The following is a 12,376-nucleotide window of genomic DNA, read 5'->3' on the forward strand; positions in this document are numbered from 1 at the left end:
CTGCGATGAAGCCTAAGCGGGTAACGGGTCAAGACAGCGACACCTAGCCAGCGGCGAAATGCTGTCCTATAGCGCCGCCGGTCGCACGCTGCGGGCGTGGCGAAATGGTAGACGCAGCAGACTCAAAATCTGCCGTAGCAATACATGTCGGTTCGAGTCCGACCGCCCGCACCACCCCAAAATCAAAGACACCGGTCGCCCCTGCGCAGGTAGGGGCCCATGTCTGCGTCGTGCTGCACGGCGGCGGTCACAGGCAGCGCGGCGCATGTGTCAACCACCCAACCCGGACGGTACAGCGATTGGCCGCTGCCTTCGCAGGGGCGATGGCGCTTGGGGTGGGTCGGAGGTGCACCCCAACCCTCGTCGCCCCTGAGTAGGCAGGTTGATTCGACGCGCCGGTGCTCGCGCGGAGGGCGGCGCATGTGTCCGCGATCCCACCCATCCGATCCGTTCGCACTGAGCTTGTCGACGTGCGTGTTTCAGGCGCTCCGCTTCGCCCACATGCTTCGACAGACTCCGCACGAACACGGTAAGTGGTTCGGCGGTCCTGCGCGTCGTCTCACGAAATCCCCAGATCCCCCGGCCCGAACGCATCCGGCAGCAACTCGCTCAGCCGGTAGCTCGCCACCGCATCCCCCTCGGCGCCCGCGCAGTGCACCGCCAGATCGCGTCCGCCGAGCTGTGCCGCCTCGTTGAGCACCTGCCGGCACCGTCCGCATGGCCGTACCGGTTCATCGCCGGTCGCATGCCCCGCGGCGTCCATCACGCCGCCGATCACGCCCACCGCGACCACCTCACGCAGCCGTCCCTGTGCGGAGACGGTCGCGATTGCCACCGTCTCCGCGCACAGCGACAGGCCGTAGCTGGCGTTCTCGACATTCGCGCCGGTCACGACGCTGCCATCGGTCAGCAGCACCGCCGCGCCGACCGCGAAGCGTGAGTAGGGCGCGTGCGCATGGCGTGCCGCCGCACGGGCGGCTTCGATCAGCCGGGTCGCGTCACTCATTCTCGAAGGCTCCTTCCGTCGCCACATCCCAATTGACCGGGCCATCGACCCCGTCGACGCCGCGCATGTCATTGGCGCGCCATACGGACCACGGTCGCGTACCATAGCCGGGCTTCAGGAAATTGCCCATCGCCCACCATTTGCGATCCAGCGCCTCGGTCAACCGGTAGTCGTCCTCGACGTCTTCCGAAATGCGCAGCACCACCGGCTTGCCCATATGCGCCTCGATCCGCTCGATCATCGCGCGTACGCCCGCGACCAGCGCCGCGCGCTCCGGTCGATCAGTGCAGGTTTCGTCATAGTCGAAGGCGATTGCGGCCGGCAGCGCCTTCAGGTCGCGCGGCACGACGGTGTTGAACACGTCACCCTGCACGCGCGGCGACTGGCAGAAGGAGAAGACGTGCAGCGCGCCGCGCTTCAGCCCGACCTTGGCCATCGCATCCCAGTTCGCCTGGAAGTTGCGGTCGCGCGTCGTGGCACCGACCGTCGCTACAGCGTAGCCGAAGCGCGCTCCCGACGCTCCCTTGAGCACCGGCCAGACGATCGTGCCGGTATTTTCGGACACGTCGACGCCCTGCACCGCATATTTCTCGACACCCGGCGCCCAGCGCACCGCGAGCCGCCACCCTGCCACGCCGGCCAGCGCCAACGCGGCCAGAACCAGCACGAGCCGTCCCAAACCCCACATAATCAGTAACTCAAGCCTTGATGTGCAGGACGCAGATGAGCGTGAACAGCCGCCGCGCCGTGTCGAAATCGATATGGATCTTGCCGTCCAGCCGCTCGCGCAGCAGCTCGGCCGCCTCGTTGTGTATCCCCCGCCGCGCCATGTCGACCGTCTCGATCTGCGCTGGCGTCGACTGGCGGATCGCCTGGAAGTAGCTGTCGCAGATCGCGAAATAGTCGCGGATCGGCCGTCGAAACCGCGCCAGCCCCAGCACCAAAGTCTCCAGCGGCGTGCCGTTCTCGCGCGCGATGTGGATCGCCAGGCGCCCTTCCTCGACGCCCAGCTTGACGCGATACGGCCCGGCATAGCCGTCGGGCTGTTCGCGTTGCGGCGCGAAGTGGTTGTCCTCGATCAGGTCGAAGATCGCGATCCGCCGTTCCTGCTCGATATCGGCCGAGCGCCACAGGATCGTGCGCTCGTCGAGTTCGATGTCGATGATCCGCGGATCGGCCATCCGTGTCCCGTTAAAGCCGAAGTCGCGCCGCGACAACGTCGATCCCGGTTATGCGGCGCGGCGCGATGGGCTATGCCGGGGAAATGGCGACTCTGGCATTCCCCGCACCGGCTTCGGCCGAACCCGTTCACCTGCCCCGCAACGTCGAGGCCGAGGCTGCGATGCTTGGCGCGATGATGATCGACAACCGGCTGGCCGACGACATCGTCGACCGGCTCGAGCCGATGCACTTCTACGAGCCCGTCCACGGCCGCGTCTTCGCCGCGATCAAGTCGCTGCGATCGCAGGACATGCTCGCCACCCCCGTTACGCTGCGCCCGATGTTCGAGGCGGACGAGGGGATGAAGGAGCTGGGCGGGGTCGCCTATCTCGCCAGCCTGACCGGCTCGGGCGCGGGGCTGATCGGCGCCCGCCAGTTCGCGACACAGATCTACGATCTCGCGATGCTGCGCACGCTCGTCTCGGTCGGCCATTCGATGGTCGACCGCGCGATGGACACCAGCGAGGAGGTCAACCCGCGCGCGCAGATCGAGGCCGCCGAGGAGGAACTGTACCGCGTCGCCGCGGACGGCGGGGCCGAGAACAGCGTCAAGAGCTTCGCGCAGGCGAGCACGATGGCGGTCAAGATGGCCGAGAAAGCGCTCAACTGGGGCGGCAATCTCTCGGGCGTCACCACCGGGCTCGACTCGGTCAATTCGAAGATCGGCGGTATGCACCACAGCGATCTCATGATCCTCGCCGGGCGTCCCGGCATGGGCAAGACCTCGCTGGCCACCAACATCGCCTTCAACGCCGCGCAGCGCTGGATGCGCGACATGCGCGACGGCATCCCGCCGTCGAAGTCGGTCGGCGCAAAGGTGGCGTTCTTCAGCCTCGAAATGAGCGCCGACCAGCTCGCGACGCGTATCCTCGCCGAACAGTCGCGGATCAGCTCCGAGGCGCTGCGCATGGGCAAGATCAGCAAGGCCGAATTCGAGCAGCTCGCGGCGGCGGCGGCCGAGCTGGAAAATCTGCCGTTCTTCATCGACGATACCGGCGGTCTCACGATCGCCTCGCTCCACACCCGCGTCCGCCGCCTCCAGCGACGGCACAACAACGAGATCGGGCTGGTGGTGGTCGACTATCTCCAGCTGCTGACCGGCTCGGGCAAGGGCGACGGCAACCGCGTGCAGGAAATCTCGGAAATCTCGCGCGGGCTCAAGACCTTGGCAAAGGACATGAACGTCCCCGTGCTGGCGCTGTCGCAGCTGAGCCGCGCGGTCGAAAGCCGCGAGGACAAGCGCCCGATGCTCTCGGATCTGCGGGAATCAGGCTCGATCGAGCAGGACGCGGACATGGTGTGGTTCGTGTTTCGCGAAGATTATTACACCGCGCAGCGCGAGCCCAAGCGCCCGATGGAGGGCGACGAGGCCAAGGTGTTTGAGGATCATGCGCGCTGGGCCGCCGACATGGAGCGCGTCTATGGCCTCGCCGAGCTGATCGTCGCCAAGCAGCGCCACGGCGCAACCGGCAAGGTGGTGCTCAAGTTCGATCCGACGATCACGCGCTTCTCGGATTACGCCGGCTTCTAGGCCGGACCCCGGATCGATCCGTCGGGGCCGGAACGGCGCGTTGCCACAATGAGTCACGTTACCGCCGCGCTAACCCATATGGAGGAAGACGCAGCCGGCGCGATCGCGCATGGGCGTCGCGCGCCGCCGGGGGGCGGCGATCGTAAGGGGACGACATGAAGACAATTTGGAAGGTCGCCGCGGCGGCGGGCGCGTTGCTGGTTGCTGCGCCGGCGCTCGCGCAGAACGCCGATGGCGGCACGCACATCCGCGCGGCTGTCACCGCGGGAACGATGGGGATCGGCCCGGAAGTGGGCGTGCGCTTCAACGACCATGTCGGCGTACGCGCGGCCGCCGGCTTCTTGAACACCAACGGGACCGCCGAAGCGGACGGCAACAGCTATGACGCAAAGCTGCACCTGCAATCCTACGGCGCGATGGTCGATGTCCATCCGTTCGGCGGTGCCTTCCGGCTTTCGGCCGGCGCACGGATCAACGGCAACCGCGTCGATGTCGGATTGACCCCCGGCGACGACGTCCAGATCGGCGAGGAAGATTATACCGCCGAAGAGGTCGGGCGGATCAGCGGTCGCGCGACGCCGAAGAAGTTCGCGCCCGCGCTGTCGCTCGGCTGGGCGGGGCAGAACCGCCGCGGATTCTATTTCGGTGCGGAACTGGGCGCAGTGTTCCAGGGCGCGTTCCGGCTCGAGCAGTTCCGGTCGACGGGCACGCTGCGCAACGATCCGGCGTTTCAGGCTGCGCTGGAGCGTGAACGCGTCTCGCTCCAGGAAGATGTCGACAAAGTGAAGGTCTGGCCGATCGTGCAACTGGCGCTCGGCTGGCGCTTCTAAGGGTGCAGCCGTCCCGGATCTGAGGCCGGTACGCTCGCGCCCGGCGGAATGCGGCGCGAGCGGTATCCCGGCATCATCCGCGACGACGGCAAGATCCGTTTGTCACGTCGGCTTATAGGCGATCCGGGCCGCGCCCTGTGCGCGCACCGGCAGGAACAGCCCCGCGCCTGTCACCTGCAGCCGCCCGGTCGACACACTGGTCACGTCGGTCGACAGAAAGAAATCGCCTTCCTGACGCGCCCCGATCGCGGCCTGCGCCTTCGCCAGCACCCGCTGATAATCGGGTGCGAAATCGTGCTGTAACGCCAGCGCCACCGCCTGCTGCACCGGTGCCGCGTCGACGAGGCTGACGATCAGATCGACTGCGTCCGAATCGGTGTCCGCTGCCAGTTGCACGTCGCGCGCCCGCACCAGTTGGGAATTCTCGTCATTGTACGGTTGCGCGGTCAGCCACGCCTCGCCGCTGGTCGCGGGAAAGCGACGGTCGCGCGGCACGACTCGTGCCGCCACGCCCACCGCCAGCCGGTTGTTGCTCGTTGCGTAAACCGTGACCTTGCCGAAATCGACGTCGACCGGGCCGACTCCGGTGAGCGAGATGCCCTTGCCGGCCAGCTTGCGCAGCGTCCGCAGCACCACCGGCTCCAGTTGCGCATAATCGGCGAGTACCGGAATGAAGAACCGCAGCCCCGGCGGCCCCGCGACCCGTGACTGCGGCGGCAGGGGCGTGGGCGTGGGATCGGCGGGGCGCTTGCCGACGAAGGTCTGCGTCAGCGCCTCGGCCGCCAGCGTCAGTTGTAGCTGGCGGCCAGCGATCCGGTAGCCGCCGACCCCCAGTTCGCGCGGCACGACGCGCATCCACGCCGGCGGGTTGCGCTTGCTGAGTTCCAGCACCGTGAAACCGTGGCGCCACGCGCCGTCCAGTTGCCCGCGCAGATCGAGCTTTGCCACCTCGCGCGGCAGGTCGCGCTCCAGCCTGGCGACGACGCGCTTCAGCTTCTCGTCGGCACGACTGGTGAAGGTAATGCGCTGTCCGGCGATCTCGATGCCCGGCGGCTCGCGCCAGTTATAGGCGAGGTCGAGCTTTGCGCGCGGTTGCCAGTTGCCGACGATCGACAGCTTGCCGGTCGCGTGCACCAGCGCGCGCGCGGTGACGGTTTCACCCAATACCCCGCCGATGTCGCGGACATGGATGACCGCGGAGACGGGCATGGTGATGTCGAGCCGCTCGCCCGCGCCCGCCACCCGGATCGCGCCACGCGTCACTTGCCCGACCAGTCGGCAGCCGAGGTCGGGCGTCACCTTCACCTTGCCGATGCCGAGATTGACGCGCTTGCCCTTGACGCAGGTGTCGCGATGCTCGTTGATCGTCCAGAGCACCCGCGGCGTTTCCTTGTCGAGCCCGCGCTCAAGCTGTTCGAGCCGCGCCGTCACCGGCACGACGATCGTCGATGTCTGATCGGGGAATGGCGCGATCGTGCTTTCGACGCGCGGCGGGGCGGGCGATGGCGCGTGCCGGGCACATCCGGCGACGAGCAGCACGAAAATGAGCAACACGCGCCGCACGCCGGTCTCCGTCAACTGATCGACGTTACCAATCCGGAACGGCCGGTTTCGATCCGCAGCGCTGCCGCCGTCTCGTACTTGATGCTGAATGCGGCCAACCCCGGATCAAGTCCGGGGCACGCCGCTCAGAACAGCAACGTCGTTGAATAGACCAAGGCGCCGACCACTGCCGAGGCCGGGATGGTAATGACCCACGCCACCACCACGTTCTTCGCCACACCCCAGCGCACCGCCGAGGTGCGCCGCGAGACGCCGGCACCGATGATCGATCCGGTGATGGTATGCGTCGTCGACACCGGTATGCCGAGCGTCGAGGCGCTGAACACCACGATCGACCCGGCCAGTGACGCGCTGAATCCCTGGTGCTGCGACAGCCGCGTGATCCGCGACCCCATCGTCTCGATGATCCGCCACCCGCCGGTCATCGTGCCCAGCGCGATCGCCACGTAGCAGCAGATCGCCACCCAGTGCGGAACCTCGAACGGCCCGGTGAGGTAGCCGGTCGAATAGAGCAGGACGGTGATGATCCCCATCGTCTTCTGCGCGTCGTTGAGCCCGTGACTCAGCGAATAGGCCGCCGACGACAGCAGGTGCAGCGCGCGGAAGTTGCGCTCCGCCTGTGGTGCGGTCGAGCGGCGCAGCGCCCAGCTCGACAGCAGCATGACCGCCATCGCGAGGAACATGCCGATCACCGGTGACAGGACGATCGCGAGCAACGTCTTGTTGAGCCCGGCCCATTTCACCCCGGTCATCCCGGCATGCGCGACGCCCGCGCCGACCAGCCCGCCGACCAGCGCGTGGCTACTCGACGACGGAATGCCCTTGAGCCAGGTAATGACGTTCCATGTCATCGCACCGCCCAGCGCGCCGAAGATCACCGCGGGGGTGATGACATCCTTGTCGATCAGTCCCTTTCCGATCGTCTCCGCCACCGCATGGAGACTGGGAAAGGCCAGCGTCAGGAAATAGGCGGCGAAGTTGAAGAAGGCTGCGAACAGGACCGCCTGCACCGGCGACAGCAGCCGTGTGGCGACCACCGTCGCGATCGAATTGGCGGCGTCGTGCAGTCCGTTCAGATAATCGAACGCCAGCGCGACCAGGATCAGGCCGACCATTAACGGAAAGGCGAGTTCGTGCATGGGTGCGTCGATCGGATGTCAGGCGTGATCGATGACGATGCCGTCGATCTCGTCGGCGACATCCTCGAACGCATCGAGGATTCGCTCCAGATGCTTGTAAATATCGCGCTCGACGACGAAGCGCAGCGTGTCGTTCTTGCCATATTGCTCCAGCGAGCGGCGCAGGCCGGCGGCGTGGCAATCATCGGCACGGCCTTCCAGCCGGATCAGTTGCTCGGTCAATTCGTGCAGCCGCGGCCCGTTGCGGCTGACGTCGCGCAGCAGCGGCATCGCCTCGACCGCCAGCCCGGCGGCATCGACCGCCACCTGTGCCATCTCGCGCATTTCGGGGGCGAATTCGGTCAGGCCGTACAGGTCGATCGCCGAGGCCGCGGCGTACATTTCGTCAATCGTATCGTCGAGCGCGCCGATCAATGCGGTGATCGCACCGCGATCGAACGGCGTCAAAAACGTCGCGCGGACGCTTTTCAGCACGTCCCGCGTGATTTCATCAGCCTCATTTTCGCGCTTGTTGATCTCGACGAGCAGCGCGGGCCGGTCCGGTCCACCCTCCAGCAGCTGCGCGGTAGCGCGTGCGGCGGCCAAGCCGATGGCGGCATGTCCCTCGAACTGCTCGAAGAAATTGCCGGTCTTCGGCAACAGTCGCTGGAACCAGGCGAACATCAAACTCCATCCCGAACGTTTTGCAAGAATAGAAGCGGCGCCCCAAGCACGAACATGCCGGGACGCCAAGCCGGCCCGTGCACCCCATGTAAGACAATTGCGTGACTCCCGGGCTGCGGCAGGCGCATTCCGTCTCCCGTGCCGACCGCCACCGTCCCCGATCGGGATGGCGTGCGAAAACCGGCTTAGCCGCGTTCGTACCAGATCACCTCGCTGCCGAACAGCGCTGCGGCGTCGGCGCGATTACCCGAACTGAAAGTGACCTGCGTATCGCGCTCGATGTGTCGGCCGTGGAGCGCGACCGCGACCCGGAGCACGCGCCCTTCGTGCCGCCGCTCGAACGCCAGCACGTGCGCCGCATCTGGCCCCTCGACGTGAGCGGGCGCATAATCTCCCTCGGCGAACAACGCGGGATCGTCGCGCCGCAACCGCAGCAGATCGGCGATCAGCCGCAGCTTGGCCGGCGCGTCGTCCGCCAGCGCGTCACGGCGTGCGTCGTAATCGACCGGCCGGCGATTGTCAGGATCGACGAGGCTGAGATCGGCGAACTCGGTTCCCTGATACAGGTCGGGCACTCCCGGCACGGTGTAGCGCAGCAGCATCTGTGCCAGCGCATTGGCGCGCGCGGTCGAGTCTAGCATCGCAACAGTGCGCGCGATCAACGCCAGCGCCTTGGCATCGGCGGGAAGTGCCTCCACCAGTGCCGCCGCTGCCGCTTCATATTCCTCGTCGGGCGCTTCCCATGACGAACGCAGCTTCGCCTCGCGCAGCGCCTTCTGCTGCCACGCCGTCACGCGCTCCACGAAACCGCCGTTCGCGCCATCCTCGGGCCACGCGCCGACCAGCGTCTGGAACAGCATGTAGCGGTCGGCATCGTCGACCCCGCCATCATCACGGTCCAGCCACGCCAGCGCCGCCTCGCGCCACGCATCAGGATGTGCGCTGACCGCCGCGAGCCGCGCGCGCGTGTCCTCGCCTCGCTTGTGGTCGTGCGTGGCGGTGGTCAGCATCGCGTGCGGCACGTCGCGTGCGCGCGCCTGCATCAGCGCGTGGAAGTCATCCGGCGACATCCCCATCCGTTCGGCATCGAAGCCGACGTCGTTGCGCGACAGCAAGCGGCCGTAACGATAGAAACCGGTATCCTCCACCGCCTTGGCCGCGATCGGCGCGGAGAGTTGCTGAAAGCGCCGCACCGCGTCGGCGCTTTCAGCAGGCCCGTCCCCCGCCAGCCACGCCAGCACCAGATCAACGACCTGCGTCTCGCCCGGCGGGATCAGCTCGGCGACCCGAGCGCGCGCCTCGGCGCGGATCGCGTCGTCGCTGGCGGGCGCATTGGGGCCATAGGTGCGATACACCGGAAACACCCACAGCAACCGTTCCATCGCGCGGCGCAACATCGCGGCGGTCACGCCCTCTGGGGCAACCGCGTGGAAGGCGGCGACGCACGCGTCGAGCTGCCCGCTGAACTGCCACGACAACAGGTCTTGCCGCGCCTGGAACTCCTCGGGCTCAAACGACGCGCTGCGCCCGCTGATCTCCTCCCACAGCGCCCCCAGCGGTTCGGCACCCGCGGGATCGTGGAGCAGGCTCGCCACCTGTTCCATGAAGTCGTAGCCGCTCGTGCCGTCGACCCCCCAGCCGAGCGGCTGCGGTTCGCCGGCAGCGAGGATCTTCTCGATTACGATCCATGCGTCATCGCCCAGTCGCGCCCGCAACGCGCGGCAATAGCCGATCGGATCGGTCAGCCCGTCGACGTGATCGACGCGTACCCCGTCGATCAGCCCTTCGTCGCGCAGCCGGAAGTAGAGCGCGTGCGTCTTCTCGAACACCGCCGGATCCTCGATCCGCACCCCCGCCAGCTCATTGATCGAGAAGAACCGCCGCCAGTTCAGCTCGTCGTTCGCGACCCGCCAGTATGCGAGCCGGTAGTGCTGACGGGCGAGCAGCTCGGCGAGCGGCAGCGTCTCGGCAGTATCCTGATCCGCGTCGCGCACGGGGAAGCGGTGTTCGCCATAAGCGACGATCGTCCAGCGCGCACCGTCACGCTCCAGCGTAAGGTCGCCGTTCGCCAGCGTCTCTGACAACGGCGCGCCGAGCACCGGCAGCACGATGCGTTCGCGCCAGTCGATGTCGAACACCGCGGCATGTTCGCTGTCCTGCCCGCGCGCCAGCACGTCCTGCCACCAGGCGTTGCTGTCACCGGCAACGCCCATGTGGTTGGGGACAATGTCGATGATGATGCCCATGCCGCGCGCGCGCAGCGCCGCGACCAGCGACCGGAACGCGGCCTCGCCGCCCAGCTCGGGGTTGATCGTCGTGGGGTCGACCACGTCATAGCCGTGCGTCGAGCCCGGCGCGGCGGTGGTGACCGGCGAGGCATAGACGTGGCTGATGCCGAGATCGTCGAGATACGGCACCAACACCTCGGCATCGGCGAAGGTGAAGCCATCGTGGAACTGGAGGCGATAGGTGGCGCGGGGCGTCGTCATGCGTGTCTCTCCGCGTTGAGCAGGGCAATGCGGCGCGCAGCGTCGCGGCGCGCGAGCAGGGCGGGGGTGGGTGCGTCCATCCGCCGCCGCCAGTTGGGATGTTCGTCGATCGTGCCCGGCAGATTGGGCTGTTCCTCCAGCCCGAGCAGATCCTCGAACGGCACGATCGCCAGCGGGCAGGGCGCGCTGGCGACATGCGCGATCATTGCATCGACCGGTGGCCCGGCCGGCGGGTCGCCGGGCTTGCCCATCGCCTTCCACAAGGCGGTCCGCTCGACGGCGCGTCGGTAACGATCCGCGCCGCTGCGCCCCAGCTTCTCCGCCCAGTCGATGTCACGCTCCTTCCACCAGCCGGCGAGCGTCGGCGTATCGTGCGTGCCCGTCATCGCCACCGCCGCCTCGTCCCATTCGGCGGGGGGCAAGAAGCCGCCCTCCGCATCACGCTCGAACGGCAGCACGCGCATCCCGAGCATGCATCGCTCGGCCAGACTGTCGCGAAAACCGGGCGGCACGGTGCCGAGATCCTCGGCGATCACCACCGCGTCGGCTCGGTGCGCCTCGATCGCGACGATCCGGCGGAGATGCGCGCCGGGCATCTTCAGATACGCGCCTTCGCTGGCATCCGCACCCGCCGGAATCACCCACAGGCGCTCCAGCCCCAGCGCATGGTCGATGCGGATCCCTCCGGCGTGCGCGAGCGCGACGCGCACAGTCTCGATGAACGCGCGGAAGCCAGTGCGTCGCATCGCGAACGGGTCGAGCGCGGTGATTCCCCAATTCTGCCCGCCCGGCCCGAGCGGATCGGGCGGCGCGCCGACCGTCAGCCCGGTCAGCAATTCGTCGCGCGCGCTCCACGCATGGCTGCCGCCCGCGTCCATTCCGACCGCGAGGTCGGCGATGACGCCGGTCGCCATGCGCTCCTTCGCGGTGCGCTGTGCGGTCGCCAGCCCGAGATCGGCGAGCCATTGCAGGAAGGCGTAGAAGGCGATGTCGCGCTCATGTTCGGCGGCGAACCGGATCACCGCCTCGCCGTTCGGATCGTGATAGGCGGCGGGCCAGTCCTGCCAGCCATGCCCGCCCAGCGCCGCGTGAAGCGCATCAAACCGCGCATGCGCTTCCAGCGCCGCGCCGCGCTGCCGCCGATAGGCGCGTGCCGCCGACAGCGCGCCCTCGCTCGCCAGGTCGAACGACGCGCGCAATTGCGCGATCCGCTCGCGCGCCGCCTGCGGCCAGTCGATCAACGCGCTCGCGCGGGCAGGGGGCAACGGCACGCCGATCAGCGCCGGGTCGGCGAGCAGCACGTTGTGGAACAGCCGCGTCGAAGGCGAATAGGGGCTGAAACGCGTCGGATCGGCGGGGAACAAAGCGTGAGTCGGACTGATCGCCAGCGCCTGTGCCCCGACCCGCGCGAACGACGCGGCAGCCTCGACCAGCGCGCCGGCATCGCCGAACGCGCTGTCGCTGCCGGTCCGCAGGCTCGGCACTTGCACCGCGACGCCCCAGCCGCGCTTCGGCAGCGCGCAGCGTCGCGGGGCGACAGCGAGCGTATATTCGCGCCCGCCGGCGAGGAGCCGATGATAGCCGACGCGCTCGACCGGCGGTAGCGTACCGTCCGCCGCGATCGTCAGCGCAAGCCGGTTGCCATCGTCGAGCAGCAGCTCGGCGTCGCCGGTCACGCCGTCCGGTAGCTCGATCGCGCGACCGGCATCGGCGGAGAGGAACGGGACCTCGGGCGTCGTGGTATCGAGGCACGCAAGGATCGCCTCCAGCACGTCGTCGGTCACCCGCTGCGGACGGCCGTCGGCATCCTCCCAGTCGCGCGATAGACCGGCGGAGGCGACGCGTTCGGAGAGCGTCATGCTGGCAACGCGGTTGGAAGAAAAAGGAGAGGGTGCGACCAGCTACTGACCGTCACCCGGTCTCGGGCCGGGGTC

10 protein-coding genes and 1 tRNA gene are annotated in these 12,376 nt (G+C 67.9%); 3 read left to right on the forward strand and 8 right to left on the reverse strand.

Annotated elements, in window-relative coordinates; genetic code table 11:
- Positions 1-90: 90 nt before the first annotated feature.
- Positions 91-174: transfer RNA gene (locus ACI2JO_RS13005), tRNA-Leu, on the forward strand.
- Positions 175-559: 385 nt separating this feature from the next.
- Here ACI2JO_RS13005 and ACI2JO_RS13010 read toward each other — a convergent pair.
- From ACI2JO_RS13010 to ACI2JO_RS13020, 3 genes are read right to left on the reverse strand one after another with little or no spacing between them, the layout of a single operon-like run.
- Positions 560-1,006: a cytidine deaminase gene (locus tag ACI2JO_RS13010; RefSeq protein WP_404721114.1), complete on the reverse strand. Its 447-nt coding sequence runs from the start codon at positions 1,004-1,006 to the stop codon at positions 560-562.
- Entirely contained in the window at positions 999-1,673 is a 675-nt protein-coding gene (locus ACI2JO_RS13015) for a glycoside hydrolase family 25 protein (protein WP_404721115.1), read from the reverse strand. The genes ACI2JO_RS13010 and ACI2JO_RS13015 overlap by 8 nt, the downstream gene beginning before the upstream one ends.
- 31 nt (positions 1,674-1,704) lie before the next feature.
- A complete protein-coding gene (locus ACI2JO_RS13020; RefSeq protein WP_404721116.1) occupies positions 1,705-2,187 on the reverse strand; it encodes a UPF0262 family protein in 483 nt (160 codons plus the stop codon).
- A gap of 83 nt (positions 2,188-2,270) precedes the next feature.
- Here ACI2JO_RS13020 and ACI2JO_RS13025 point away from each other — a divergent pair, with 83 nt between their 5' ends.
- Positions 2,271-3,758 (forward strand): replicative DNA helicase, encoded by a 1,488-nt coding sequence (locus ACI2JO_RS13025; RefSeq protein ID WP_404721156.1) that lies wholly within the window; start codon positions 2,271-2,273, stop codon positions 3,756-3,758.
- A 155-nt stretch (positions 3,759-3,913) separates the two neighbouring features.
- Complete coding sequence (locus ACI2JO_RS13030; RefSeq protein WP_404721117.1) at positions 3,914-4,588, forward strand: hypothetical protein; 675 nt, start codon at positions 3,914-3,916, stop codon at positions 4,586-4,588.
- Positions 4,589-4,690: 102 nt separating this feature from the next.
- Here the strand turns inward: ACI2JO_RS13030 and ACI2JO_RS13035 are convergent, their stop codons facing one another.
- The 5 genes from ACI2JO_RS13035 to malQ all read right to left on the reverse strand — a co-directional run bounded on the left by ACI2JO_RS13035 (position 4,691) and on the right by malQ (position 12,301).
- Positions 4,691-6,151, reverse strand: coding sequence for a DUF4403 family protein (locus ACI2JO_RS13035; RefSeq protein ID WP_404721118.1), 1,461 nt, complete (start codon positions 6,149-6,151; stop codon positions 4,691-4,693).
- A 125-nt stretch (positions 6,152-6,276) separates the two neighbouring features.
- Positions 6,277-7,290 carry an anion permease gene (locus ACI2JO_RS13040; protein ID WP_404721119.1) on the reverse strand — a complete coding sequence of 338 codons (1,014 nt, stop codon included), beginning with the start codon at positions 7,288-7,290 and terminating at the stop codon, positions 6,277-6,279.
- Between the two features lie 18 nt (positions 7,291-7,308).
- Complete coding sequence (locus ACI2JO_RS13045; RefSeq protein ID WP_404721120.1) at positions 7,309-7,953, reverse strand: DUF47 domain-containing protein; 645 nt, start codon at positions 7,951-7,953, stop codon at positions 7,309-7,311.
- 185 nt (positions 7,954-8,138) lie between these two features.
- Positions 8,139-10,442, reverse strand: coding sequence for a malto-oligosyltrehalose synthase (treY, locus tag ACI2JO_RS13050; protein WP_404721121.1), 2,304 nt, complete (start codon positions 10,440-10,442; stop codon positions 8,139-8,141).
- Complete coding sequence (gene malQ, locus ACI2JO_RS13055) at positions 10,439-12,301, reverse strand: 4-alpha-glucanotransferase (RefSeq protein ID WP_404721122.1); 1,863 nt, start codon at positions 12,299-12,301, stop codon at positions 10,439-10,441. Before malQ ends, treY begins: the two co-directional genes overlap by 4 nt.
- Positions 12,302-12,376: the final 75 nt, after the last annotated feature.

Origin of the sequence: Sphingomonas sp. NPDC079357 (assembly GCF_044901155.1) — a bacterium.
GTDB lineage: Bacteria > Pseudomonadota > Alphaproteobacteria > Sphingomonadales > Sphingomonadaceae > Sphingomonas.